Source organism: Microbacterium sp. NPDC057741 (genome assembly GCF_042798735.1).
Lineage (GTDB): Bacteria > Actinomycetota > Actinomycetes > Actinomycetales > Microbacteriaceae > Microbacterium.
In genome coordinates this window covers 885784-910870 of the sequence record NZ_JBHVJW010000001.1, presented here as the reverse complement: position 1 = coordinate 910870, position 25087 = coordinate 885784, and the positions used below count along the sequence as shown (strand labels likewise).

The 25087-nt window shown below is 68.6% G+C and carries 23 protein-coding genes; 15 read left to right on the top strand and 8 right to left on the bottom strand.

What is annotated here, in order from left to right; translation table 11 throughout:
- Positions 1-32: 32 nt before the first annotated feature.
- Positions 33-2138, bottom strand: coding sequence for a S9 family peptidase (locus tag ACFVDO_RS04435; RefSeq protein ID WP_378857965.1), 2106 nt, complete (start codon positions 2136-2138; stop codon positions 33-35).
- Between the two features lie 152 nt (positions 2139-2290).
- On the opposite strand from ACFVDO_RS04435, the gene ACFVDO_RS04430 reads away from it, so the two are divergent.
- From ACFVDO_RS04430 to ACFVDO_RS04400, 7 genes are all read left to right on the top strand, one after another.
- Positions 2291-3757 (top strand): anion permease, encoded by a 1467-nt coding sequence (locus ACFVDO_RS04430; protein ID WP_378857966.1) that lies wholly within the window; start codon positions 2291-2293, stop codon positions 3755-3757.
- Positions 3754-4089 carry a peptidase gene (locus ACFVDO_RS04425; RefSeq protein ID WP_378857967.1) on the top strand — a complete coding sequence of 112 codons (336 nt, stop codon included), beginning with the start codon at positions 3754-3756 and terminating at the stop codon, positions 4087-4089. The genes ACFVDO_RS04430 and ACFVDO_RS04425 overlap by 4 nt, the downstream gene beginning before the upstream one ends.
- A gap of 21 nt (positions 4090-4110) precedes the next feature.
- Positions 4111-5019: a phosphodiesterase gene (locus tag ACFVDO_RS04420; protein ID WP_378857968.1), complete on the top strand. Its 909-nt coding sequence runs from the start codon at positions 4111-4113 to the stop codon at positions 5017-5019.
- 54 nt (positions 5020-5073) lie between these two features.
- Entirely contained in the window at positions 5074-6525 is a 1452-nt protein-coding gene (locus tag ACFVDO_RS04415) for an aspartate ammonia-lyase (protein WP_378857969.1), read from the top strand.
- A 27-nt stretch (positions 6526-6552) separates the two neighbouring features.
- On the top strand, positions 6553-7800 hold the full coding sequence (locus ACFVDO_RS04410) for a PrsW family intramembrane metalloprotease (RefSeq protein WP_378857970.1): 1248 nt from the start codon (positions 6553-6555) through the stop codon (positions 7798-7800).
- Positions 7801-7982: 182 nt separating this feature from the next.
- Positions 7983-8351: an FKBP-type peptidyl-prolyl cis-trans isomerase gene (locus tag ACFVDO_RS04405; protein WP_378857971.1), complete on the top strand. Its 369-nt coding sequence runs from the start codon at positions 7983-7985 to the stop codon at positions 8349-8351.
- 151 nt (positions 8352-8502) lie between these two features.
- The gene (locus ACFVDO_RS04400; RefSeq protein WP_378857972.1) at positions 8503-9054 is read left to right on the top strand and encodes a YceI family protein; all 552 of its coding nucleotides are present in this window, start codon (positions 8503-8505) and stop codon (positions 9052-9054) included.
- 56 nt (positions 9055-9110) lie between these two features.
- Here ACFVDO_RS04400 and ACFVDO_RS04395 read toward each other — a convergent pair whose 3' ends face one another.
- A complete protein-coding gene (locus ACFVDO_RS04395; protein ID WP_378859855.1) occupies positions 9111-9938 on the bottom strand; it encodes a DMT family transporter in 828 nt (275 codons plus the stop codon).
- Positions 9939-10148: 210 nt separating this feature from the next.
- Positions 10149-11429 (bottom strand): MFS transporter, encoded by a 1281-nt coding sequence (locus ACFVDO_RS04390; RefSeq protein ID WP_378859856.1) that lies wholly within the window; start codon positions 11427-11429, stop codon positions 10149-10151.
- Positions 11430-11603: 174 nt separating this feature from the next.
- Here ACFVDO_RS04390 and rpsO point away from each other — a divergent pair, with 174 nt between their 5' ends.
- Entirely contained in the window at positions 11604-11873 is a 270-nt protein-coding gene (gene rpsO, locus ACFVDO_RS04385; RefSeq protein ID WP_116241715.1) for a 30S ribosomal protein S15, read from the top strand.
- A 95-nt stretch (positions 11874-11968) separates the two neighbouring features.
- Here the strand turns inward: rpsO and ACFVDO_RS04380 are convergent, their stop codons facing one another.
- Together ACFVDO_RS04380 and ACFVDO_RS04375 are read right to left on the bottom strand one after the other, a co-directional pair.
- Entirely contained in the window at positions 11969-13150 is a 1182-nt protein-coding gene (locus ACFVDO_RS04380) for an MFS transporter (RefSeq protein WP_378859857.1), read from the bottom strand.
- Positions 13134-14345 (bottom strand): amidohydrolase family protein, encoded by a 1212-nt coding sequence (locus ACFVDO_RS04375; protein WP_378859858.1) that lies wholly within the window; start codon positions 14343-14345, stop codon positions 13134-13136. Before ACFVDO_RS04375 ends, ACFVDO_RS04380 begins: the two co-directional genes overlap by 17 nt.
- Before the next feature lie 37 nt (positions 14346-14382).
- Here ACFVDO_RS04375 and ACFVDO_RS04370 point away from each other — a divergent pair, with 37 nt between their 5' ends.
- Positions 14383-15849, top strand: coding sequence for a chlorohydrolase family protein (locus ACFVDO_RS04370; protein ID WP_378859859.1), 1467 nt, complete (start codon positions 14383-14385; stop codon positions 15847-15849).
- Here the strand turns inward: ACFVDO_RS04370 and ACFVDO_RS04365 are convergent.
- On the bottom strand, positions 15846-16844 hold the full coding sequence (locus tag ACFVDO_RS04365) for an isopenicillin N synthase family dioxygenase (protein WP_378859860.1): 999 nt from the start codon (positions 16842-16844) through the stop codon (positions 15846-15848). The genes ACFVDO_RS04370 and ACFVDO_RS04365 overlap by 4 nt on opposite strands.
- 118 nt (positions 16845-16962) lie before the next feature.
- On the opposite strand from ACFVDO_RS04365, the gene efeU reads away from it, so the two are divergent.
- The 3 genes from efeU to efeB are packed head-to-tail and all read left to right on the top strand — an operon-like array spanning position 16963 to position 20494.
- On the top strand, positions 16963-17967 hold the full coding sequence (gene efeU, locus ACFVDO_RS04360) for an iron uptake transporter permease EfeU (RefSeq protein WP_378859861.1): 1005 nt from the start codon (positions 16963-16965) through the stop codon (positions 17965-17967).
- Positions 17964-19196, top strand: coding sequence for an iron uptake system protein EfeO (efeO, locus tag ACFVDO_RS04355; RefSeq protein ID WP_378859862.1), 1233 nt, complete (start codon positions 17964-17966; stop codon positions 19194-19196). Before efeU ends, efeO begins: the two co-directional genes overlap by 4 nt.
- 17 nt (positions 19197-19213) lie before the next feature.
- Positions 19214-20494, top strand: a complete 1281-nt coding sequence (efeB, locus tag ACFVDO_RS04350; RefSeq protein ID WP_378859863.1) for an iron uptake transporter deferrochelatase/peroxidase subunit — start codon at positions 19214-19216, stop codon at positions 20492-20494.
- A gap of 13 nt (positions 20495-20507) precedes the next feature.
- Here the strand turns inward: efeB and ACFVDO_RS04345 are convergent, their stop codons facing one another.
- A complete protein-coding gene (locus ACFVDO_RS04345) occupies positions 20508-21236 on the bottom strand; it encodes an ankyrin repeat domain-containing protein (protein ID WP_378859864.1) in 729 nt (242 codons plus the stop codon).
- 185 nt (positions 21237-21421) lie between these two features.
- Between ACFVDO_RS04345 and ACFVDO_RS04340 the strand changes: the two genes are divergently transcribed.
- Complete coding sequence (locus tag ACFVDO_RS04340; RefSeq protein WP_378859865.1) at positions 21422-21937, top strand: DUF4822 domain-containing protein; 516 nt, start codon at positions 21422-21424, stop codon at positions 21935-21937.
- A 58-nt stretch (positions 21938-21995) separates the two neighbouring features.
- Here the strand turns inward: ACFVDO_RS04340 and ACFVDO_RS04335 are convergent, their stop codons facing one another.
- Entirely contained in the window at positions 21996-23105 is a 1110-nt protein-coding gene (locus ACFVDO_RS04335) for an acyltransferase family protein (RefSeq protein ID WP_378859866.1), read from the bottom strand.
- A 124-nt stretch (positions 23106-23229) separates the two neighbouring features.
- Here ACFVDO_RS04335 and ACFVDO_RS04330 point away from each other — a divergent pair, with 124 nt between their 5' ends.
- Positions 23230-24435: an LLM class flavin-dependent oxidoreductase gene (locus ACFVDO_RS04330; protein ID WP_378859869.1), complete on the top strand. Its 1206-nt coding sequence runs from the start codon at positions 23230-23232 to the stop codon at positions 24433-24435.
- 1 nt (position 24436) lies between these two features.
- Positions 24437-25081: an FMN reductase gene (locus ACFVDO_RS04325; protein ID WP_378859867.1), complete on the top strand. Its 645-nt coding sequence runs from the start codon at positions 24437-24439 to the stop codon at positions 25079-25081.
- Positions 25082-25087 lie beyond the last annotated feature (6 nt).

Genomic DNA, 25087 nt, shown 5'->3' with positions numbered 1-25087 from the left:
CAGGGCCGGCGCCGCGCGCCGGCCCTGACTCGTCAGTCCGCCAGGCCGAAGCGGTCCAGCATCCAGGCCAGCGCGAACGCGCGCTCGCGCCAGGCGTTGTAGCGCCCGCTGACACCGCCGTGCCCGGCGGCCATCTCGCACTTCAGCAGCACGTCCTCGGCGCCGGAGAACCGGAGCGCCGCGACCCACTTCGCGGGCTCCACGTACAGCACCCTGGTGTCGTTGATCGACGTGATCGCGAGGATCGGCGGGTATGCGGCATCCGTCCTGATGTTCTCGTACGGCGTGTACGACTTCATGTAGGCGTACACCTCGGGGTCGTGCAGGGGGTCGCCCCACTCGTCCCACTCCACGACCGTCAGCGGCAGGGACGGATCGAGGATCGACGTCAGCGCGTCGACGAAGGGCACCTCGGCGAGGATGCCGGTGAACAGCTCGGGCGCGAGGTTGGCGACGGCACCCATCAGCAGGCCTCCGGCGCTGCCGCCCTCGGCGATCATCTGCTCGGGCGTGGTGACTCCGGCATCCACCAGGTGCCGCGCACAGGCGACGAAGTCGGTGAACGTGTTGCGCTTGCGCAGCATCTTGCCGTCGTCATACCAGTGCCGGCCCATCTCGCCGCCGCCGCGGACGTGGGCGATCGCGAACACCACGCCGCGGTCGAGCATCGACAGGCGCATGGGGGAGAAACCGGGGTCCATGCTCGACTCATAGGAGCCGTAGCCGTACAGGTGAACTGGGCGGGGCTCGGAGCCGGGCTCGCCGAACGAGCGCCGCCAGACCAGCGAGATCGGCACCTGCGCGCCGTCCTCCGCGGTCGCCCACAGCCGTCGCTGGTCGTAGTCCGCCGGGTCGTAGCCGCCGAGCACCGCCTGCTGCTTCCGCACCAGGCGCTCGCCGGTCGTGACGTCGAGATCCATCACCGTCGAGGGCGTGATGAACGAGACGTAGCCCATCCGCAGCAGCGGGGCATGCCACTCCGGGTTGCCGGAGAACCACGCCGAGTACAGCGGTTCGTCGAACTCCAGCTCGTCGAGCCGGTCGTCGGCGTAGGAGAGCAGCGCGATCTGCCCGAGCCCCTCGCGGCGGTATTCGACGGTGGCGAAGTCCCGGAAGCAGTCCACCTCGAGGATGCGGCGTCCGGGCGTGTGCGGCAGCACGACGCGGCGCTCAGCCTGCGGGTCGGATGCCGGCACGGCGACCAGCTCGAAGTCGAGGGCGTCTTCGTTGTGCAGCACGTACAGCACGTCCTCGCCGTCGATCACGGCGTGATCGATCTCGTACTCCACGCCGTCGCGGCGAGGCCAGACCACCCTGCCGCCGGCGGTCAGGTCGGCGAAGTCGAACAGGTGCGCCTCGCTGGTGATCTTCGAGCCCATCTCGACCACCAGGTACTTCTTGGAGCGGGTGATGCCCGCACCGAGCCAGAACCGCTCATCGGGCTCGTGGAACAGCCTCACGTCGTCGGCCACCGGGGTGCCGAGTCGGTGCAGCCAGAGAGTGTCGGGCCGCCACGCCTCATCGCGCGTCGTGTAGAGGATTGCGGTGCCGTCGGGGGTGAAGAAGGCCTGACCGGTGTTCTCGATCACATCGTCGAAGTCCGCGCCGGTCGCCAGGTCGCGGACGTGCACCGTGTAGAGCTCATCGCCCTCGACGTCCACCGACCACAGCATCCGGGTGCCGTCGTCGGACACATCGAACGCACCGAGCGAGAAGAACTCGTGCCCCTCGGCCTCGACGTTGCCGTCGAGCAGCACCTGCTCGCCGGGCACCGGCTCACCCGGCACCAGCTTCGGCGGGGTCCAATCGTCGGCGGATGCCGCGGTGCGGCACTGGATGCCGTACTGCGCCCCCTCCTCGGTGCGGCCGTAGTACCACCAGTCGCCCTGACGGGTCGGCACAGAGAGATCGGTCTCCTGCACCCGGCCCTTGACCTCCTGGAACAGGCGCTCGCGGAGCGCGTCGAGGTGCGAGGTGCGCTGCTCGGTGTAGGCGTTCTCGGCTTCGAGGTGGGCCACGACCTCGGGATCCTCCTTGGCACGGAGCCATTCGTAGGGGTCGTCGAAGGTGTCTCCGTGGTGGGTGCGGGGCGCGGGGCGGCGCGCCGCTGCGGGCGCGCTCGTGGTCTGCTCGGTCACCCTCCCACGCTACCGGGCGCAAGTTGACCGAGGGGGAGCGGGGTGGGAGGATTCACAAGGGCCGATCAACGGAACGTGAACCCACGGTGAACTCTTCGTTCGTCACGCCGACCCCGTCGGCACTGTCTCTGCATCTTCAACGAAAGCGACCGGTGGAAACCGCAGCCCTCATCGTCGTGCTGGTCATCGCGCTGGCACTGTTCTTCGACTTCACGAACGGCTTCCACGACACCGCGAACGCGATGGCGACGCCCATCGCCACCGGTGCTCTCAAGCCCAAGGTGGCCGTGCTGCTGGCGGCGGGCCTCAATCTGGTCGGCGCGTTCCTGTCCACCGAGGTCGCGAAGACGGTATCCGGCGGCATCGTGAACGAGGCCGACATCCCGCATGACCTGCTGCCCTCGCTGATCTTCGCCGGCCTCATCGGCGCGATCACCTGGAACATGCTGACCTGGCTGCTCGGCCTGCCGTCCAGCTCTTCGCACGCCCTGTTCGGCGGCCTGATCGGCGCGACCCTGGTGGGCTACGGCCTGGCCGGCGTCAACTTCAGCATGGTGCTCTCCAAGGTCGTGCTGCCCGCGCTCATCGCCCCCGTCACGGCCGGTGTGATCGCTTACACGGCGACAAAGGTCGCCTACGGCATCACCCGGCGATACGACGGACGGCCCGACGGCCGCTCCGGCTTCCGCTGGGGACAGATCTTCACCTCGTCGATGGTGGCGCTCTCGCACGGAACGAACGACGCCCAGAAGACGATGGGCGTGATCACCCTCGCCCTGATCTCGGTCGGCTGGCAGACAGGCGACCGGAACAGCGCCGACTATCACAACCCGGAGTTCTGGGTGATCGTGGCCTGTGCGTTCACGATCGCGCTCGGCACCTATCTGGGCGGCTGGCGCATCATCCGCACGCTCGGCAAGGGCCTCACCGACGTCAAGCCCGCGCAGGGCTTCTCCGCCGAGAGCTCGACCGCGGCGACCATCCTGGCCTCGAGCTACTTCGGCTTCGCTCTCTCCACGACGCAGGTCGCATCCGGTTCGGTGATCGGCTCGGGGCTCGGACGCCGTGGCTCCACGGTGCGCTGGCGCACCGCCGGACGCATCGCGCTGGGCTGGCTGCTGACGCTCCCGGCCGCCGGCGCCGTGGGCGCCATCGCCGCGGTGCTCGTCGTACAGTTCGGCGGCTGGGGCGTCGCGATCGACGCGATCGCCGCGGTCATCATCATCGTCGGCATCTTCCTGCGCTCCCGCAAGAACGCCGTGACCGCGTCCAACGCGATGAGCGACGTCGCGGAGTCCGGCCACGCCGTCGACCAGCCCGACGTCCCCGGTCCGACCCGCCGCACCAGCCGCATCGAGCTGATGCGCGCGCTGGAGCGCGCCGAGCGCAAGGCAGATGAGGCCGAGCGTGCCGCTCGCAAGGCGAAGAAGCTGAAGAAGGCGGGCGGGACGCCCGGCGAGGTCAAGGCCGCCCGCAAGGCCGCAGAGCGCGCCGCGCAGAAGTACGCCGAGGCCGATCAGGCGGCCAAGGAATGGGAAGAGCTCAGCGGCAGCCGCCGGGCCCGCGCGCAGCTGGCCGAGTGGGACCTCGACATCGATGAGCAGGAGGACGCCCGATGAGCGTCGAGATCAACTGGATCGACTTCGGCTACGTCTTCTTCGCCGCACTGGTCGGCGCGGTCGCGATCGTTGTCTTCTACTCCCTCGGACTGCGGATGCTGGTCCGCGCCGGACGCATCCCGGTGGTGTCCCCTGCGGAGTTCACCGACGCGATCACCGTGCTCACCGACAAGGAGATCCGCCGCGCCGAGAAGCAGGCGGCCAAGGCGGCGAAGAAGAGCCCGCTCACCGACGCGCAGAAGACGCTCGCCTTCCTGGCTGCGATCGGATGCTTCATCCTGTGCGGCCTCGCCGTGCTGGGCGGCATCACGCTGATCGTCATCGGGCACTGACTGCGGCTTATCATGAGGGGCATGCCCGCCCTTCCCGCGTTCGGTCGTCATGAGGCGGCGTCGCACACGATCATCCATCTCAGCGACCCGCACCTGCTCGCCGGGGGAGCGCGGCATGCGGGCGGTGCCGACTCCGACGCGAACCTGGCCCGCACTCTGCAGGCCGTGCGCCAGGTGCATCCGGCGCCCTCGGCCATCGTCGTCACCGGTGACCTGACGGACTTCGGCGAGCCGGATGCGTACCGCAGGCTGCGGGCGGCGCTCGAACCGGTGGCATCCGAGCTCCGGTGCCCGATCGTGTGGGTCGCGGGCAATCACGACGAGCGTCCGGCGCTGCGGGCCGAGCTGCTGGACGCGGCCCCGACCGAGGAGCCCGTCACCGGGGTCTGGGATCTCGACGGCCTGCGTCTGATCGCCCTGGACTCGAGCGTGCCTGGCTGGCATCACGGCGACCTGGATTCCGGTCAGCTGGACTGGCTCGCCGAGCAGCTGCGCACTCCTGCCCCGCGCGGCACCCTGCTCGCGCTGCACCACCCGCCGCTGCCCTCGCACCTGCCGCTGTTCGACATCCTCGAGCTGCGCCATCAGGACGAGTTCGCCGACGTGATCCGCGGCACCGACGTCCGCGGCATCCTGGCCGGCCATCTGCACTACTCCTCGGCCGGAACCTTCGCCGGGGTACCGGTGAACGTCGCCTCGTCCACCTGCTACTCGATGAACGTCGCGCTGCCGGCGGTGGACGTGAACGGGATGGACGCCGGACAGTCGTTCCATCTGGTGCACGTGTACCCCGACACGATCACGCACACAGTGGTGCCCGTCGTCGACGCGCCCACCGGCGACTTCTTCTCCGAGGAGTGGGTGCGCGAGATGGCGGCGCTCACGCCCGAGCAGCGCCTGGAGGCGTTCTCGCGCAAGCCCTCGGCGTAGACTGGGTGCATCCCCCGCTTTCCAGTACCCGCCGAACACCCACAAGGATGTGACATGGCCGCTGACGCGCCTGCCCGTACTCGTACCGAGACCGATTCGATCGGAAGCATGGAGATCCCCGCGGACGCCTATTACGGCGTGCACACCCTCCGCGCCGAGGAGAACTTCCCGATCACGAAGCGCCCGATCTCGGTCTACCCCGATCTGGTCGTCGGCCTCGCGATGGTCAAGCAGGCCAGTGCGCGGGCGAACAAGGAGATCGGCGTGCTCGACGCCGAGCGGGCAGACCTCATCGACGCCGCCGCGCAGCGCGTGATCGACGGCGAGTTCCACGACCAGTTCGTGGTCGGCGTCATCCAGGGCGGCGCCGGAACCTCGACGAACATGAACGCGAACGAGGTCATCACCAACATCGCGCTCGTGATGGCGGGGCGCGAGAAGGGCGACTACGACTTCCTGTCGCCGATCGACCACACCAACCGCAGCCAGTCGACCAACGACGTCTACCCGACGGCCGTCAAGATCGGACTGTCGCTGACACTGCGCTCGCTCCTGGAAGAGCTCGACCTGCTGCGCGGCTCGTTCCTGAAGAAGTCGCGCGAGTTCCACGACATCCTCAAGGTCGGTCGCACTCAGCTGCAGGATGCCGTGCCGATGACCCTGGGCCAGGAGTTCCACGGCTTCGCCTCGACCCTCGGCTTCGACCACGCCCGCCTCACCGAGAACGCCTCGCTGCTGTTCGAGATCAACATGGGCGCCACGGCCATCGGAACCGGCATCACCACGCACCCCGCGTACGCGCCGGCTGTTCTGAAGCACCTGCGCAGGATCACCGGTCTCGACCTGCAGACCGCCAGCGACCTGGTCGAGGCGACCAGTGACACCGGCTCGTTCATGTCGTTCTCGTCGTCGCTCAAGCGCAACGCGATGAAGCTCTCCAAGATCTGCAACGACCTGCGTCTGCTCTCGTCCGGCCCGCAGGCGGGTCTGGGTGAGATCAACCTGCCCGCGATGCAGGCGGGCTCCAGCATCATGCCCGGCAAGGTGAACCCCGTCATCCCCGAGGTCGTCAACCAGGTGGCGTTCGCCGTCGCCGGCGCCGACATGACCGTCACGATGGCGGCAGAGGCGGGTCAGCTGCAGTTGAACGCGTTCGAGCCGGTCATCGCGCACTCGATCTTCCAGTCCATCACCTGGATGCGCCAGGCGATGTGGACGCTGCGCGTGAACTGCGTCGACGGCATCACCGCGAACACCGATCGCCTGGGCGCCATGGTCGGCGCCTCGGTCGGCGTGGTCACCGCCCTCACCCCGTTCATCGGGTACGCGGCCTCCGCTGCGCTGGCGAAGACGGCGCTGCTGACCGGCCGCAACATCGCCGACCTCGTCGTCGAGGCCGATCTGATGACTCGTGAAGAGGTCACCAAGCAGCTCTCGCCGGCGCGCCTGTCGGGGCTCGAGACTGTGACCGCGGCGATCCCGATCGTCGCCGCCGAGGACGACTGACCCGCTGTCGCCAATAGGCTGTCCTGCATGAGCTCCGGAGGACAGCCACCCGCTTACGGTCCGCCGCCCGCGCAGGGCGGCGGACCGCAGCAGTATCAGCCGCCGCGCCCCGTGTACGCGTCGCCGCTGGCGAGGGCCCCGAGGTATGCGGCACCCGCAGCCCCGGTCGCGCCGGCGCCCGCACCCGCGCTGCCCGCACTTCCCGCGCCGGTGCGAACCGGCCGCACAGTGGCGATCTGGATTTTCGGCGTGCTGGGCTTCGCGCTGCTGCAGCTCATCGGCTACTTCGTGAACGCCCTCGGTGCCGGGGCTTCCCTCCTCGGTCTATTCCTCGCTCTCGTCCCACTGGCGATCGTGCTGCTCGGGGTCTGGTTCATCGACCGGTGGGAGCCCGAGCCGCGCAGCCTGGTGATCTTCGCGCTGGCATGGGGCGGGATCGCCGCGGTCGGCATCGCCCTGCTGGTCGACCGCGGCCTCGGTGAGATGTTCGGCGCCAGACCCGACGCGCTGACGGCGGTCGCACAGGCGCCCATCGTCGAGGAGATCGCCAAGGGTCTCGGCGTCTTCCTCATCTTCGTGATGGCGCGGCGCGCGTTCGACGGACCGGTCGACGGCGTCGTCTACGGCGCTCTGGTCGGAGCCGGGTTCGCCTTCACCGAGAACATCCAGTACTTCGCGATCAGCCTGCACGAGGGCGGCGGCGAGGCCCTCACGGCGACGTTCGTGGTGCGGGGGCTGATGTCGCCCTTCGCGCACGCGATGTTCACCTCCGTCACAGGCTTCGCGATCGGTCTCGCGGCGCGACGAGGGGCGAGCATGGGCAGCGTCTTCGGCGCCGGCTGCGTCGGGCTGCTCGGCGCGATGGCGCTGCACGCCCTGTGGAACGGCTCCTCGCTGTTCGGCGACTTCTTCCCGCTGTATCTCACCATGCAGGTGCCGCTGTTCATCGGCTTCATCCTGGGCATCATCGCGCTCAAGCGCGAAGAGGCGCGACTGACCAGGGAGCGGCTCGGCGACTACGCGAAGGCCGGGTGGTTCACACCCGAGGAGGTCACCATGCTGGCGACCCCGACGGGGCGGCGCACGGCGATGAGGTGGGCGTCGACGCTGCGCGGCGACCGGCGACCGCTGATGAAGTCGTTCATCCGGGATGCCACGGAGTTGGCCGCCGTGCGGCAGCGGGCGATCCACGGACACGACAGGTACGCCGCCGCGGACGAGCACGCGCTGCTGGTGCGCACCCGGGTGACCAGGGCCGCGCTGCTGGCGTACTGAGCAGACAGGTCGCAGCAAGACTCAGCGCCCGGTGCTGCGGCGATGCCTGCAAGCGAATCCGGGCGCTGAGTTGATCTGTTCCCAGGGTGCATCACCCGATCCGAAGTGTCAAGGGTCGGCTGTTCGCTCTCGGCGCGCATCCTCGCGTTGACCGTGCGCGGGGCGTCCGGTTACATGGAGGCATGACTGATCGCACAAAGCCCGAGTTCGACGCCCCCACCGGCGAGGCTCCCGCGGAGCTCGTCATCCGCGACATCATCGCCGGCGACGGCACCGAGGCGAAGCCCGGCGACACCGTCACCGTGCACTACGCGGGCGTCGACTACGACACCGGCGAAGAATTCGACTCGTCCTGGGGTCGCGGTGAGACCATCCAGTTCCCGCTGCGCGGCCTGATCCAGGGCTGGCAGGAGGGCATCCCCGGCATGAAGGTCGGCGGTCGCCGCGAGCTGGTCATTCCGCCGCACCTGGCCTATGGCCCGGCCGGTGCGGGCCACTTCCTGTCCGGCAAGACCCTGATCTTCATCATCGACCTCGTCGCCGTCGGCTGACATCTCCGCGCAGCAGGCCCCCACCCGGCATCCGGGTGGGGGCCTGTTCTGCCTGGGAAAAGAAAATCCGATTCCTCGGAATATATCCAAACGCATGTAAGTTGTAACCCGTGTCGCCATTCGGCGGCAACGACTTCCCCCAAGGAGCACAATGAGCACCATCGACGTCCCCGGTTACCGCGCCGGCACCTGGACCCTCGACCCGCAGCACAGCGAGGTCACCTTCAGCGTCCGCCACATGATGATCTCGAAGGTGCGCGGCAGCTTCGGCGTGAAGAGCGCGACCCTGTACGCTCCGGAGAACCCGCTCGAGACCAAGGTCGAGGCCAGCGTCGACGTGACCTCGATCGACACCAACGACGAGGGCCGCGACGCGCACCTGCGCTCCGCCGACTTCTTCGACACCGAGAACCACCCCACCATGGAGTTCGTGTCGACCGGCGCCCGCGTCGAGGACGGCGATCTGTTCGTGGACGGCGACCTGACCATCCGCGGCACCACCAAGCCGGTCAGTTTCGCGCTCGACTTCGGCGGCTTCGGCACCGACCCCTACGGCAACTACAAGGCCGGCGCGTCCGCCACCACCGTCATCAACCGTGAGGACTTCGGGCTGACCTGGAACGCGGCCCTCGAGACCGGCGGCGTCCTGGTCGGCAAGGACGTCACGATCAACCTCGACCTGCAGGGCGCTCTGCAGGCCTGATCGCCACATCCCGAGAGGGGTGCGGATGCTGCGGCATCCGCACCCCTCTCGCATGTTCAGGCGACGCGACGGCCCAGCCGGAGCCTGTCCTGTGCGAGCAGGATGCCGGCGAACACGACGAGCACCCCGACCGGCTCGTTCCAGGTCACCTGCTCGTGCAGCACGAGGACTCCGAGCGTGACCCCGACCACCGGGGTGATGTAGGTGACCGTCGACGCCCTGGTCGGTCCCCAGGCCCGCAGCACGTTCTGGTTCCAGACGTAGGCGAGGCCGGTGCCCAGGAAGCCCAGGAGCACCACGGCCACGACGACCCCGGCGTCGAGACTGACCGGTGTCAGCACCAGCACCGGCGTGAGCAGGAGCATGATCGCGGCGGCGAGGCCGATGTTCAGGAAGGTGAACACCAGCGCGCTCACCCCGGTGTCAGAGAGGAAGCGCCGCATGTACGCGAAGCTGAAACCGTAGCAGGCGGTGGCGCCGAGGATCGCGAGCTGCGCACCGATGCTCTGGCTCCCGTCCAGTCCGCCCCACGGGGCGATGATGACCATCACGCCCAGGATCCCGACCAGGATGCCGACGATCTGTCCCGGCTTCAGCTTCTCCACCCGCATCACGGCCCAGGCCATGATCGCCGTCATGATCGGCGTCGTCGCGTTGTAGATGCTGGAGAGCCCGGAGCTCACATGCTGCTGAGCCCACGAGAAGATGAGGAACGGCACGACGCAGAACGTCACGGCGACGACGGTCAGGTGCATCCAGGTGCTGCCGGCGCGCGGCAGGCGGTCGCGGCGCAGCACGACGAACAGGCCGAGGGCGAGCGCGCCGAGCATCAGCCGGGACCACGCCACCTGAGCCGGGGAGATTCCGCCCAGCGCAACCTTCATGAACAGGAAACTGGATCCCCACACGATCCCCGTCAGGAGGAATTGGACCACGATCGACGCGGACCGAGGGCGCGCGATGACGGATGGCGGGGGAGTGGCGGTCGAAGTCACTCCCGAACTCTATTCACGCCACGGCGTGCGCCGGCGCGGTTCCGGATGCGACGTCCGATATCCGCCGATGATCGGCAGGATTCCGTCGCGCGATCGCACTCAGGGCACCGGATCGGCCGCGTCGTAGGCGGCGAAGCGCGGGTTGCGCCTCGCGAGCAGCGCGACCAGTCCGATCACCAGGAAGCCGCCGAGCAGCGGCGGGAACCACAGCGCCGTGAGTGTCGCGAGCGTGCCGGCGTACAGCGCGCCCATGCGCGGCCCGCCGGCCACCACGATGATGAACACGCCCTGCAGTCGTCCGCGCATGGTGTCGGGCACGGCCGCCTGCATCATCGTGTTGCGGTAGATCGAGCTGACGTTGTCGCACGCGCCCGACAGGGCGAGCGCAAGGCAGGCGGCGATGATCAGCCCGACGTCCGCCGTCCTCGCGTCGGCGGACGAGGTGAACGATCCGATCAGCAGCACCGCGCCGAACAGCAGGATCGCGAGGCCGTAGGCCTGCACCGCCCGTTCGATGCCGCGGCCGTGCCAGCGGTACTGCACCACTCGCCCGGAGAGCAGACTGGACGCGAACGTGCCCACGGCGACCGCCGCGGTGAGGATGCCGGTCGTGAACGCGCCACCGCCGAGGATCACGGTGCCCAGCGCCGGGAACAGCACCAGCGGCTGGCCGAACGTCATCGCGAGGATGTCACAGATGAACTGCATCCGGATGTTGCCGGCGCGGCGCAGGAACCGCCAGCCGTCGACCAGTGAGGCGAGGCCCGGCCGCACGATCTCCCCCTCCGGCACGAGTGCGGGCAGGGTCCACAGTCCGAGGAACATCGCCAGCATCAGCACGACGTCGATCGTGTACGTCCATCCGTAGCCGGTCAGGGCGACCAGCAGACCCGCCAGTGCGGGGCCCGCCATCACGGTCAGCCCGAACGCGACGCCGTTCAGCGCGGACGCTGCGGCCAGCTTCTCGCGGGAGATGAGACGTGGCACGATCGCGGTGCGGGTGGCCATGCCGACCGAGTTCGCCGCGGCGATGATCATGCTCAGCGCGTACAGCCACCAGATCGTCTCGCTGTGCGTCCAGGTGAGCACGGCCAGCAGTGCAGTGGCGGCGAAGGTCACGGTCGCCGCGATCAGGGCGACGAGGCGGCGGTCGAAGGCGTCGGCGAGCATGCCGCCGTACAGCCCGGCGAGGATCATCGGGACGAGTCCGGCGACGGCGATCATCGACACGGCGAAGGTGCTCTGCGTGATGGCGAACACGTGCAGCATGACGGTGACCATCGTGAGCTGGCCACCGATGCCGGCCAGCGTCGAGCCGATCCACATCCGCGCGAACGCCGGAGAAGCCTTGAGAGGGGAGAGGTCGATGAAATGGCTCACGCGTGCGTTCCGTACTGCATCATCCGAGCGTATCCGAGGGGTCCGCACCGGCGGTCGGTCGGCGCCCCGGATCACTGGTAGACTCTTCAGGTTGCCGTTAGATCGGCCGCGGATAAAGAGAGCTCGCGCATCAGGCGCCGGGCACCGCGCAATGAGTGAGAGGGGATCGAATCTATGGCACTGGAAGCAGACGTCAAGAAGGCGATCATCGAAGAGTACGCGACGCACCCCGGTGACACCGGATCCCCCGAGGTGCAGGTCGCGATGCTGACGCAGCGCATCAAGGACCTCACCGAGCACCTCAAGGAGCACAAGCACGACCACCACTCGCGTCGTGGCCTGTTCCTGCTCGTCGGTCAGCGCCGCCGTCTGCTCGGCTACCTCCAGGACGTCGACATCGAGCGCTACCGCTCGCTGATCGAGCGTCTCGGACTTCGCCGATAAGCAAGGGCACCGCGTTCCGAGCGTTCAATCGCGCAGAACATTCTTGAGAAGGCCTCCCCACGGTGTGGGGAGGCCTTCATCGTGTCCGCGCCGGATCAGCCGGCGATCAGCGAGATCGGTTGTCTGCGGATCACGAGCATCGTGCACGCGCTGAGTGCCACGCCGAGGACTGCCATGACCAGGATGCTGGCGGTCCAGTCGCCTGTCGCATCATGCAGCAGGCCGAGCAGCAGGCTGCCGACACCGGCGACGGCGTACCCGACGCCCTGGGCGATCGCGGACAGGATGCCGGCGGACGGCGCGTCGGCCGAGAGACTGACCAGCAGGCCCATGGCCAGGCCGAAGCCGGCGTTCTGCACGATGCCGAGCCAGGACACGACTGCAGAGTCCATTCCGGAGCTGAGCGCGAACCACGCGTAGCCCGCCGCCATCGCCAGACCCAGACCCGGTCCGAACCAGGTCAGGGCTCGCCGCCGACGGGCGATCACCGGCGCCAGCAGTGAGGGCACGAGACCGATCAGGCTGAACCAGCCCAGCAGCCACCCCGCAGCGGCCGGATCCGTGCCGCGCTCGGCGAGCATGGACGGGAGCCAGGTGGTGACGGCGAAGTAGAGCAGGGACTGCAGCGAGAACACGGCGGTCATGATCAGCATGGTCGAGCGGTTGTCGCGTGTGATCGCGATCCGGGGACTGTGCTGCGGGTCACCGCCGGCGGTGCGACCGGCGAAGAGCATGGCGAGAGCCGCGATCAGGGCGAGTACCGCCCAACTGGCCAGCGCTGCCGCTGTGCCGCCGAGGGCGTCCTCGAGCGGCACCGAGAGACCGGCACCGAGGGCTGCTCCCACGCCGAAGGACATCGTGCTCAGACCGACCCACAGCCCTGACGCGCCCAGCGACTTCAAGAACGGCGGGATCAGCGTGGCCCCCATCATGATCGCGGCGCCGGCGATGAAGGTTCCCGGCACCAGCATCCATCCGCTGACGACCCGCAGCGCGAGCGCGGCCGCCAGCGCGAGCATCGCGACGAGCAGCGCACGCGAGGTGCCGATCCGCCGCGCGAGCAGGGGGCCGAGGGGTGCGGTGACGCCGAATGCGACGATCGGCAGTGTGGCCAGCACGCCGGTGCCGGCATCGCCGAGGGCGAATGCCGCCGAGACGTGGTCGAGCAGAGTGGAGACGGATGTGATCGCCGGGCGGAGATTGATGCCGACCAGCAGGGCCGCACCGAGGGCGATCGCTCGGCTGAGCCCGCCCGTGGCCTCAGCCCGCGACGACACGGAGTCCGTCTGCGACGATACGGCCGTCGTGCAGCACCGTGCGGTCGGTGCCACGGTCCATGACGGCGCTGGATGGGGTCTCGCCGTCCACGAGGAGCAGGTCGGCGCGGTCGCCGACCCCGAGCCCGGGGCGATCGCCGACACCGGTCACGCGCGGCACGTCGTGCGACATGATGCTCGCGCCGCCCATGGTGGCCACAGCGAGGGCGAGCTCGATGTGGTCGTCGCGGCGATAGCCGTTCGTGAACGCGAGCTGCCAGGTGCGGTCGAGCATGTCGCAGTTCCCGTACGGGCTCCAGTAGTCGCGCTGCCCGTCCTCGCCCAGGCCGAAGCGCACGCCTGCCTCGATGAGCCGGACCAGCGGGAGTTGGTTCGGGGCGGCGGGGGCGACCGAAGCCATCGAGATGTCCAGCTCGGCGAACGTCTCGATGAGGCGCTGAGTGGTGGCATCGTTCACCGCGCCGAGGTCGTATGCGTGCGCCATCGTCACCTTGCCCTGCATGCCGAGCGCCTTCACGCGCTCGATCACGAGATCGGTACTGAACACGCCCAGGGCGCCGGGCTCGTGCAGGTGGATGTCGATCTCGACCTGGTACTTCTCGGCCAGTCCGAACACGATGTCGAGGTGACGGGCGGGGTCGCGGTCGAGCTGGCACGGATCGATGCCGCCCATCACGTCGGCGCCCTGCTTGAGCGACTCCTCGAGGTACTCGATGGTGCCTTCCTCGCGGAGGATGCCGGCCTGAGGGAAGGTCATCACCTGCACGTCGGCCTGCCGGGCGTACTTCTCTTTCGCCGCCATCACCGAGTCGAACTTCTCCAGCTTGCAGTCCACGTCGACCTGCGCGTACGAGCGCACCCGCGTGGTGCCGCGGGCGATCATCGCCTCGAGGGTGCCGGCCACGATCTCGGCGTGCGGGACATCGGTGCTGCGCCAGTTGTTCCGATCGTTCATCATCATGCCCCAGACGCCCGGGGCGCCGGTGTGCTCGCGGAACGGCAGGCCGATCCGTGAGGAGTCCAGGTGCACGTGCACGTCGCTGAACGAGGGGAGCAGCAGGCGGCCGCGACCGTCCACATCCCCCGGTGACGCCGGGGCCGCCGGATCGTGCGCGCGGATCTCGGCGATGCGGTCGCCGTCGAGGAGGACATCGGAAGCAGGTTCGCCCCACGGGCGCACATCTCGGATCAGCACAATTCTGGTATACCAGATCAGGATGGAAGGACCACCGATGCTCCGACGCACCCTGATCACCGCCGACCATGTGCTGGTGCACGACGGCAGCACGCACCGTGAGCTGCGCGACGGCGCCGTGGTCGTCGAGGACGACATGATCGTGTACGCGGGGCCGACAGAAAGTGCACCAGCGGATGCCGCGGAGCGCATCGACCTGGGCCAGAGCCTGCTGATGCCAGGGCTCATCGACCTGGACGCTCTCACCGACATCGACCACCTGCAGCTCGACTCCTGGTGGGACGGCGCGCACAGCAGGCGGCTGACCTGGTCCGCGGAGTGGTTCGCGCAGCGTCGTCACGTGTTCACGGCCGAGGAACGGCAACGGGTGCGCGAGATCGCGCTCGTGCAGCTCGCGCTGCACGGCATCACCTCGTACATGCCGATCGCCTCCGAAGTGCACTCCGAGTGGGCCGAGAGCGCGGAGGACCTGCTCGCGATGGCGGAGTTCTCCCGAGGACTCGGACTGCGCGGATTCCTCGGCCCGTCCTACCGCTCCGCTGTGCCGGTGATCTCCGGCGACGCCAGGGAATTCCGCTTCGTGGCGTCCGAGGGCGAGGCGGGGCTCGCCGACGCGATCCGATTCCACGACGCGGTCGCGTCCTGGGGCGATCCGCTGCTGACGCCCGTGTTCCTGCCCTGCCGCATCGAGACGCTCACGCCCGAGCTGATGGTCGCCACCGCGCAGGCCGCCGCCGAACGCGGCGCCCTGGTGCGGCTGCACGCGCTGCAGGGAGTGGGGGAGCGCGACGAGATCCTGCGCACCCATGGCTGCACGCCGCTCGAACTGATCGAGCGCACCGGGCTGCTGCACGACCGTCTGATCGTGCCGCACGGCGTGGTCATCGACATCGATCCGCGCGTGCACGGCGAGGACCGCGGCGACCTCGCCACTCTTGCCGACGCCGGCGTCGCCCTGGTGCACTGCCCGCTCACGAACGCGCGGTACGGCTCCGAGCTGCAGACCTTCGCGCGCTACCGGGACGCGGGCATCGTGTTCGCGATGGGCACCGACTCGTTCCCGCCCGATCTCATCCGCGGCATCGACGTGGGCGTCTCGGCGGCGAAGGTGCAGAACGGCGACCTCTCGATGGGGGATGTCGCGGGTTACATCGATGCCGCGACCGTGGGCGGTGCGCACGCCCTGCACCGGCCTGATCTCGGGCGCATCGCCGTCGGCGCCGCCGCCGATCTGACCGCGTTCCGTCTGGACGATGTGCGCACCGGACCGATCGATGATCCGATCCGGGCCCTCGTCCTCGCAGGCTCCGCACGCGACGCGCGCCTGACCATGGTGGGCGGCCGGGTCGTCATGCGCGACGGTGAGATCCCCGGAATCGACCTCGACGCGATCCGCCGCGACGCGCAGCGGCTGTTCGACAGGATGCGGGATGCATACGCCCTCCGCGACCATGGCGGCGGCACGGTGGAGGAGCTGTTCCCGCCGGTGTTCCCGACGGTCTAGACCCCGACCAGATCGGCGTGGTGGATCGCTGCCACATCCGGGTGCGCGCGCAGTCGCGACTTCAGCGCGTTCTCGCCGTAGAGCGCGTGGATCGGGTTGGCCGGGTCCTCGGTGACCCCGCGCGCCTCGGCGGCGAGCTCGGCCGGCAGCTCGATCAGCGGTAGGCGCGAGTCGAGTGCGGGGTTGAAGAAGAACGGGATCGAGATCCGCTCGTCCGGAGCCTTCGGCGAGATCACGCGGTGATCGGTCGCCTTCAGGTACCCGCCGGTGGCGTACTCGAGCATCTCGCCGATGTTCACGACGAACGCACCGGGCACCGGCGGGGCATCCACCCACGCGCCGTCGCGGCGCACCTGGAGTCCGCCCTTGCCCGGTTCCACCCAGAGCAGCGTCAGCACGCCGGAGTCCTTGTGCGCGCCCACACCCTGCTGCGGCTCGGGATCGGCCTTGCCGGGGTAGCGCACGATCTTGATCAGGGTCTGCGGTTCGCCGAAGTGCTCGTCGAAGTACGACGACTCCGCGCCCAGAGCCTCCGCCCAGGCTCGCAGCAGCCGGCGCGACACCTCGGAGAGCGTGGCGTGCCACTCTTCGACCACCTCACGCAGCTCAGGCTGGGCCTCGGGCCACAGATTCGGGCCGACGAGGCGATTGAAAGCCGGGCCGCCCTCGATCGACTCGCGTTCCGGGCCGATGTCGATCTGCTCGCGCCAGTCGACCCTGCCCTGCGTGCGCTCGCCGCCGATGCGGGTGTACCCGCGGAAGTGCGGGCTCTTCACGTTCTCGATCGAGAGCTTGTCGGCCTCGGGCAGTGCGAAGAAGTCCCGCGCCGCGCGGTGCAGACGCGCCTCGAGCTCAGTGGAGATGCCGGTGCCCGTCAGATAGAAGAAGCCCACGTCGTGGGTGGCCGCGCGCAGCTCCGCACGGAAGCGCTCGGCGGCCTCTGGCCCGGCGTCGAGGCGGGAGAGGTCGAGGACAGGAAGGGAGAATTCGGCCATGGAAAGACGGTAGACGCCGTTTCACACGGCGTCACGAATATTGCGCGGGGTTACCCGGATGCTAGAGTTTCATAGGTAAGGCATTCCTTACTTTCGTCCGTCCTCGGAGTCGCCCCGCGTGTTCGCATCACTCCTCATCGGCCTGCGTGAAGGCCTTGAAGCCGCGCTGGTCGTCGGCATCCTCGTCGCCTACCTCAAGCGGATCGGACGCGCCGACGTGCTGCCCAAGATGTGGGCAGGCATCGGACTGGCCGTCGCGCTGGCGCTGGGGATCGGTGCGATCCTCACGTTCGGCGCGTACGCTCTCACCTCCCAGGCGCAGGAGCTGATCGGTGGGCTGTTCTCGCTGCTGGCCGTAGTCATGGTCACGTGGATGATCATCTGGATGCAGAAGGCCGGCCGCACGATGAAGGCCTCGCTTCAGGGCGGCGTGGACCGTGCCCTCGAAGCCGGAACCGTGTGGGCGCTGGTGGCCGTCGGATTCGTCTCGGTCGCGCGTGAGGGCATCGAGACCACCCTGCTGCTGTGGTCGATGTCGCAGACCTTCGGTCGCGATCCGTCGGTGCTCCTCGGCGCCGGGCTCGGACTTGTCGTCGCGGTGATCGTCGGCTGGTTGCTCGCGCGTGGCGCGGTGAAGCTCGACCTGCGGCGATTCTTCGCCTGGACCGGTGGTTTTCTCGTGATCGTCGCTGCGGGCGTCCTCGCCTATGCGGTGAAGGACCTGCAGGAGGCCGGTGTTCTCCCCGGTCCGTTCAGCGCCATGGCACCGCTCGATCCCGCCACCGGCGCCGTGCTGATCGGCTGGGCCGGTTTCCCGTTCGGCTGGGCATTCGATCTGAGTGGTGTCATCGCACCGACCGGTCTCTGGGCGGTGCTTCTGCAGGCGACCCTCGGCTTCATGCCCCAGATGAGCTGGCTGCAGGTCATCGCTTGGCTGCTGTACATCGTCATCGTCGGCACGTTCTTCCTGCGCGGCCTTCCGCGCCGCCGCACCGCGAAGACGGCCGAGACTGCGGCATCCGCGACCGCCCCCGCACAGACCTCCTCCCGCGCGGACCCCGCGTCCGCGGCATCCGCTCCGGCACCCGGACTTCCCGTCACGACCTCTGAAGGAACAGCATGACCTCCTCCTCCCGCGTCCTCAGCGCCATCGCCGCCACCGGCGCGGCCGCGCTCCTGCTCAGCGGCTGCGTGGCCAAGGCCGACGCCGACCCCTCCGCGGCCTTCACCGTCTCGTCCACAGGGTCGGAGTGCGCCGTCTCGACGGACACCGCGAAGAGCGGCACGCTGACCTTCGACATCACGAACGGCGGCGATCAGGTGACCGAGTTCTACCTGCTCGCCGACGACGGTCTGCGGATCGTCGGTGAGGTCGAGAACGTCGCGCCGTCCGCCTCGCGCGCACTGACCGTCACCGTTCAGCCGGGCAAGTACTTCACGGTCTGCAAGCCCGGCATGGTCGGCGACGGCGTCGGCAAGGCGGCGTTCACCGTCACCGGTGACCGGGTCGCCGTGGACGGGCCGGATGCCGCGCAGAAGAAGAAGGCGGTCGACCTCTACGCCGCATTCGTGAAGGACCAGGTCGGCCAGCTGGTGCCGGCCGTGGACGAGTTCGTCACCGCTTACGAGAACGGCGACGACGCGAAGGCGCGGCAGCTGTTCCCGACCGCCCGCGCATCCTACGAGCGCATCGAGCCGGTGGCCGAGGCGCTCGGCGACCTCGACCCGCGGATCGACTACCGCGAGGTCGACGCCGTCGCGGAGGGACTGGACTGGACCGGGTTCCACCGCATCGAGAAGGACCTCTGGGTCCCCGCGAAGGACGCGCTGAACGCCGATCACGAGACCTCCGCCTGGAAGGACTGGGCGCCGTCGACGACGGCAGAGCGGGCGGACTACGGCGACCAGCTGATCGCCGACGTGCAGGAGCTGTACGACTACGTGCACTCCGACGACTTCGTGAAGAACCTCGAGGACCAGGGCATCTCGGGCGTCTCGAACGGCGCGATCGCGCTGCTGGACGAGGTCGCCACCGGCAAGATCACCGGCGAGGAGGACTGGTGGTCCGGCACCGATCTGAACGATTTCGCCGCGAATGTCGAGGGGTCGAAGATGGCGTTCTCGCTGGTGAGCGAGTTCGCCGCGGCCCAGGGCAAGGATGGCGCCGCGCTGGTGAAGCAGATCGAGACCGGCTACGCCGACCTCGATGCCGCACTCGCGCAGCACGGATCGCTGAAGGACGGCTTCACAGACTTCAAGAAGCTGACCGACGTGCAGAAGCGCGAGCTCGTCGACCTGATCAACTCCCTCGCCGAGCCGCTCTCGCAGCTCACGGGCACGACGCTCTCCTGAGCGCGGGTGGGGCTGAAGTGACCGAGCAGCAGAGCGCGGAAACCGGAACGGATGCTCCCGACGCGCGGTCGCAGCGCGGCCTGAGCAGGCGTGGCCTGCTCGGCCTGGCCGTCGGCGGGGGTGCCGCAGCACTCGTTGCGGGCGCCGGAGCGGGGTACGCGGTCGCGGCATCCCAGCGCGGCCCGAACGAGGAGGCGCCGCATGAGTTCTTCGGCGCGCACCAGGCCGGCATCATCACGCCAGTGCAGGAGCACCTGCACTTCGCGTCCTTCGACATGATGCCGCGCACCGATCGCGCCGACCTCATCGAGCTGCTGCAGGACTGGTCCTATGCCTCCTCCCGGATCACGCAGGGACTTGACGTGTCAGCCACCGGCGCGGTGGACGGCTCGCCCGAGTCTCCGCCGGACGACACCGGCGAGGCGCAGGGTCTGCATGCGAACGGGCTCACGGTCACGATCGGCTTCGGCCCTACGCTGTTCGAGAAGGACGGCGAGGACCGTTACGGCATTCGGGACATGCGTCCCGCCGCACTCCAGCGGTTGCCGGCGTTCCTCGGCGACGACCTCGCGCCGGAATCCTCTGACGGAGATCTGTGCATCCAGGTCTGCGCGGACGATCCGCAGGTCGCCGTGCATGCAGTGCGCAATCTGAGCCGGATCGCCTTCGGCCGGGCGCGGCTGCGCTGGTCACAGCTCGGCTACGGCAAGACCTCGCGCACGACGTCCGACCAGCAGACCCCGCGCAACCTGTTCGGGTTCAAGGACGGCACGGCGAACATCCTGGCCGACGACTCCGACGCTCTCGACAAGAGCGTGTGGGTGGCGGAGTCCGACGAGCCGGCCTGGCTGGCTGGAGGCTCGTACCTGGTCGCGCGGAAGATCGCGATGATCATCGAGACCTGGGATCGCGTGAGGCTCTCCGAGCAGGAGCGCACCTTCGGCCGTGACAAGGGCGAAGGGGCACCGCTGTCCGGCGGCACCGAGTTCACCGAGCCGAAGCTCGCGGGGCTCGACGGCCGCAGCCACGTCAGGCTCGCGCACCCGGATTCGAACGGCGGCACCCGCATCCTTCGCCGCGGCTTCAACTACGTCGGCGGCAACAACGAACTGGGCCGGCTCGACGCGGGGCTGTTCTTCATCTCGTACCAGCGAGATCCGGCGCAGTTCATCACTCTGCAGCGCAGCCTCTCCACAGATCTGATGAACGAGTACGTCCGGCACGTCGGCTCGGGACTGTGGGCGATCCCGCCGGGCGCCGTGGCAGGGTCCTACGTCGGGGCACCGCTGTTCGCGTAGCCCCGACACCGGTTCAGGACGCCGCGTCGATCAGGGCGACGATCTCGTCGTAGCCCGCCTGCTCGGCGAGCTCACGGGGCAGCGCGCCGTTGCCGTCCGCGATGCTCGGATCCGCACCGGCCTCGAGCAGCAGGCGCACGGTCTCGATGTGATCGGCAGAACCGGTGCCGAGCACGATCGCCTCGAGCAGCGCGGTCCAGCCCAGGTCGTTGACGTGGTCGAGCGGTACGCCAGCGGCGATGAGGATTCGCGTCGTGGAGACGTGCCCGTGCTCGCCGGCCGGGATCAGCGCCGTTCCGCCGTAGCGATTCGTGCTCCTCACGTCGGCTCCGTGCTCGATCGTGGCGGTCAGGATCTCGTCCAGTCCCTCGGCTCCGGCGTACAGGAATGCGGAGTCCTCGATATCGTCCTTCGCGTTCGGATCCGCGCCGGCATCCAGCAGGATCAGCGCGATGTCGGTCTTCTCGTCCTTCGTCGCGGCGACCACCGGCGTGGCATCGCCGTCACGGCGAGATTCGAGGTCGGCGCCGTCGTCGATCGCTGCGCGGACAGCCCCCGTATCTCCGTCGCGGACAGCCTGCCACAGCGCCGCGGTGGGAGCGTCGTCGGCGGTTGCGGCGTCGGATGCCGGTGACGCAGTGCACCCGGTCATCACGAGCGCCGCTGTCGCGAGGGCGGCAGCGAGCGCGGCGAGACGTCCGGTCAGGCGGCGGTCGCGGTGGCGTGCAGGTCGAGCGGTCATGGTGCCTCCGATGGTCAGCGTCCCATCCACGTTCGCAGGGCGGGACGAGTCCGACATCATCCGATCGGCTACTCGTTCGCACCCTGCCGGCCGATGACCGCCTGCGGGTCCGGGAAAGAGCATGGATGCAACGGGTCGGTGCTCGCACACCGGTCCACTGCGACCACGAAACGAAGGACATCCAGATGAAGCTCAAGAAGCCGATCATGATCACCGCCTCGGCGTTCATCGCCCTGGGCCTGCTGGCAGGCTGCGCGCCTGCCGGGCCGAACAGTGCGCCGACCTCCGGTGCCTCGGCCTCCGAAGAGGCGGCGGCGGAGTCTCCCTCCGACGTTCTCGCGTCGACCGCGTGGGAGACCACCGGCGCGACCGACGCCGCAGGTGCGGACGTCGCGCTCGACGACGAGAACGTGAAGAACTTCGTCGGCTGGGCGTACTTCAAGGACGGCGGGTCGTTCACGATGTACAACCTCGACGACTCCCCGAAGATGCAGGGCGACTGGACAGTGACGGAGGCCGGCAAGACCCGTCACATCGTCGCGAAGGACGACGCCGGCGAGGTGCTGTTCGAGCGCGACTCCGACATCGTCACTCTGACCGATGAGGAGTTCACCTACCGCGTGTTCCCCGATCCGGAGAACACCGAGGTCTACTTCGACATCATCCACACCCCCACCGATCACGAGGAGCCTGCTGCCTGAGCTGTCCTCGCGTCACGGAAGGCGCCCGTCCCCGAGCGGGGATGGGCGCCTTCCGTGCTCACTCGGGCCGTCGGCGCGAGCCAGTGGGGTCGCTGCGGTGATCCTCTGCCGAGACCAGCGCAGGATCGGCGAACAGCCAGCGCGGCCGCGGCTCGATGAGCGGGCGGAACACTCGCCGCACGGGCCGGGTGGACAGGGCGAGCGCGATCAGCACTGCCACGACCGTGATCAGCGGCAGCCAGATCCAGGTCGGGTCGAGTCCGCGCAGGATTCCGGATTCGCGGAACGGGTACAGCACGAAGGAGTGCAGCAGGTAGACGTACATCGTGTACTGCCCGAAGTGAGTCCACCAGGTGGCGCGGCGGGGGATGAGCACGAAGAACGCCGCGCTCAGCACGATGGCGAGCGCCATCAGCGCGATGCGGATGCCGCCGGCCCACCACTGGTCTGCGGCGAGGCCTGCGTAGGAGTCGTCGTAGAAGAACCAGAAGCGCAGGTCGACCTCATCCCAGAACGGCAGCCATCGCCAGCACACCAGCGCCCAGGCGCCGAGCGCGGCGATCGCGCAGAGCCGCAGCCACCAGGGGCGGAACTCGATGAGCCGGAAGCGCCGCACGATGTCGTGCTCGCGCAGCCACCAACCCAGGGTGAAGAAGAACATCAGTCCGAGGGTGCGGGACAGCGAGAACGTACTGTCCACGTTGGACATGTAGCCGACGCCGATCGAGATCAGGAATGCCCACATCAGCGGCCAGCGCAGCAGCGCCAGGTAGGGGAGCACCAGCCGGAAGATGCCGAGTGCGAGCAGGAACCACAGCGTCCAGGACGGCTGGGTCAGGTTGGGCTTCGCCTGGCCCTCGACCAGCCATTTGGTCAGCGCCCAGAGGCCCTCGAAGATCACGTACGGCACCAGGATGTCGGTGATCACCCGCGCCATCTGGCGGCGGGTGGGGCTGGAGGCCTTCGAGAAGTAGCCCGAGATGATCGCGAACGCCGGCATATGGAACGCGTAGATCGTCAGGTAGAAGGCGTACGAGATGTCGGAGTCGTAGATCAGTCGCTGGATGCCGTGTCCCAGGACCACCAGCACGATGCAGGCGAAGCGGGCGTTGTCCCAGAACGGGACTCTTCTTCGAACGCGAACGGGGGGTACAGCGGCACTGCTCATCTGTCGAGGCTACCTGCGGGAATATGTTTGCGGTCTGGGCGTTGTACGAGATACATTCACTTGAATAAACCCGGATGCCACGGCATCCCGATCTGGAGAGAAAATCGTGAACGAGCAGAGCGGTATGCAGTTCGGTCTCATGTCGGTGAGCGACATCACGCAGGACCCGACCACGGGAGTCACCCCGAGTGAGGCGGAGCGCATCCAGGCTGCGGTGACCATCGCCAAGCACGCCGAGGAGGCGGGGCTGGATGTCTTCGCCATCGGCGAGCACCACAATCCGCCGTTCTTCTCGTCGAGCCCGACCACGCTGCTGGCGTACATCGCCGCGCAGACGGAGCGTCTGATCGTCTCGACGTCGACGACCCTGATCACCACGAACGACCCGGTGCGCATCGCCGAGGAGTACGCGATGCTGCAGCACCTCTCGCGCGGCCGGATGGACTTGATGATGGGCCGCGGCAACACGGGGCCGGTGTACCCGTGGTTCGGCCAGGACATCCGCCAGGGTCTGCCGCTCGCGATCGAGAACTACGCGCTGCTGAACGAGCTCTGGACCAAGGACGTCGTGGATTGGGAAGGCAAGTTCCGCACTCCGCTGCAGGGCTTCACCGCGACCCCGCGACCCCTCGACGGCATCAAGCCGTTCGTCTGGCACGGCTCCATCCGCACGCCCGAGATCGCCGAGCAGGCCGCGTACTACGGCGACGGCTTCTTCGCGAACAACATCTTCTGGCCCAAGGAGCACTACCAGCGCCTCATCGAGCTGTACCGCCAGCGCTGGGAGCACTACGGCCACGGCGCGCCGGAGACGGCGATCGTCGGTCTGGGCGGTCAGGCGTTCATCCGTCCGAAGTCGCAGGACGCCGTGAACGAGTTCCGTCCGTACTTCGACAACGGTCCGGTGTACGGTCACGGCCCTTCGATGGAGGACTTCACCGAGATGACGCCGCTGACCGTCGGCTCGCCGCAGCAGGTCATCGACAGGTACGCCGGCATGCGCGACACGTTCGGTGACTACCAGCGCCAGCTGTTCCTCATGGACCACGCCGGCCTGCCGCTGAAGACCGTCCTGGAGCAGATCGATCTGCTCGGCGGTGAGGTGGTCCCGGTGCTCCGGAAGGAGCTCGCGAAGGACCGCCCGGCGAACGTGCCGGATGCCCCGACCCACGCTGCCCGCGTCAAGGCGGTCTACGGCGAAGGCCCGGCGCGCGAGGCACGCCCCGGTGCGAACCGCGGTGACAACCTCACCGCCGGATCGCCCTACCAGGACGGCGGAGCTGCGCCGATCGGCTCGGCGTTCGGCGCCGCAGCGACGAAGGGAGCCTGACATGACCGAGCGTCGTATCGCCGTGATCTCGGCCGGCCTGTCGAACCCGTCCTCGACGCGGATGCTGGCCGACCGGCTGGCCGCGGAGACCGTGAAGGTCCTGCGTGGGCAGGACATCCCGGTGACCGTGGACGTGATCGAGCTGCGCGACCTCGCGCATGACATCACGAACAACCTGCTGACCGGCTTCGCGCCGCCTGCGCTCGAGACGGCGATCAACACCGTCGTCTCGGCGGATGCACTGATCGCCGTGACACCGATCTTCTCGACGAGCTATTCCGGGCTGTTCAAGTCGTTCATCGACGTGCTCGACCCGGACGCCCTCACCGGCAAGCCCGTGCTGATCGGCGCGAACGCCGGCACGGCACGGCACTCGCTGGCCGTGGACTACGCCATCCGGCCGCTGTTCACCTACCTCCACGCCGAACCCGTCTCGACGGGTGTGTTCGCGGCATCCAGCGACTGGGGTGCGAACGCCGACGACGTGGCGCCACTCAGCGCCAGGGTCGAGCGCGGCGCGCGTGAGCTGGCCGAGGCGATCGCCCGCCGCGAGCCGGCCTCGGACGCCGACCCATTCGATCCGGAGACCTATCTGGGCAAGGGGCGCTCGTTCGGACACCTGCTCGGAGGCCTCGCCGGGGAGTGATCCGAA

Bases quoted from the DNA above. Each gene is read 5' to 3' on its own strand.
- ACFVDO_RS04425 (WP_378857967.1), top strand. From the start codon at position 3,754: ATGAGCGTCGAGATCAACTGGATCGACTTCGGCTACGTCTTCTTCGCC.
- ACFVDO_RS04420 (WP_378857968.1), top strand. From the start codon at position 4,111: ATGCCCGCCCTTCCCGCGTTCGGTCGTCATGAGGCGGCGTCGCACACG.
- ACFVDO_RS04415 (WP_378857969.1), top strand. From the start codon at position 5,074: ATGGCCGCTGACGCGCCTGCCCGTACTCGTACCGAGACCGATTCGATC.
- ACFVDO_RS04410 (WP_378857970.1), top strand. From the start codon at position 6,553: ATGAGCTCCGGAGGACAGCCACCCGCTTACGGTCCGCCGCCCGCGCAG.
- ACFVDO_RS04405 (WP_378857971.1), top strand. From the start codon at position 7,983: ATGACTGATCGCACAAAGCCCGAGTTCGACGCCCCCACCGGCGAGGCT.
- ACFVDO_RS04400 (WP_378857972.1), top strand. From the start codon at position 8,503: ATGAGCACCATCGACGTCCCCGGTTACCGCGCCGGCACCTGGACCCTC.
- ACFVDO_RS04395 (WP_378859855.1), bottom strand. From the start codon at position 9,938: ATGAAGGTTGCGCTGGGCGGAATCTCCCCGGCTCAGGTGGCGTGGTCC.
- rpsO (WP_116241715.1), top strand. From the start codon at position 11,604: ATGGCACTGGAAGCAGACGTCAAGAAGGCGATCATCGAAGAGTACGCG.
- ACFVDO_RS04370 (WP_378859859.1), top strand. From the start codon at position 14,383: ATGCTCCGACGCACCCTGATCACCGCCGACCATGTGCTGGTGCACGAC.
- ACFVDO_RS04365 (WP_378859860.1), bottom strand. From the start codon at position 16,844: ATGGCCGAATTCTCCCTTCCTGTCCTCGACCTCTCCCGCCTCGACGCC.
- efeO (WP_378859862.1), top strand. From the start codon at position 17,964: ATGACCTCCTCCTCCCGCGTCCTCAGCGCCATCGCCGCCACCGGCGCG.
- ACFVDO_RS04345 (WP_378859864.1), bottom strand. From the start codon at position 21,236: ATGACCGCTCGACCTGCACGCCACCGCGACCGCCGCCTGACCGGACGT.
- ACFVDO_RS04340 (WP_378859865.1), top strand. From the start codon at position 21,422: ATGAAGCTCAAGAAGCCGATCATGATCACCGCCTCGGCGTTCATCGCC.
- ACFVDO_RS04335 (WP_378859866.1), bottom strand. From the start codon at position 23,105: ATGAGCAGTGCCGCTGTACCCCCCGTTCGCGTTCGAAGAAGAGTCCCG.
- ACFVDO_RS04330 (WP_378859869.1), top strand. From the start codon at position 23,230: ATGCAGTTCGGTCTCATGTCGGTGAGCGACATCACGCAGGACCCGACC.
- ACFVDO_RS04325 (WP_378859867.1), top strand. From the start codon at position 24,437: ATGACCGAGCGTCGTATCGCCGTGATCTCGGCCGGCCTGTCGAACCCG.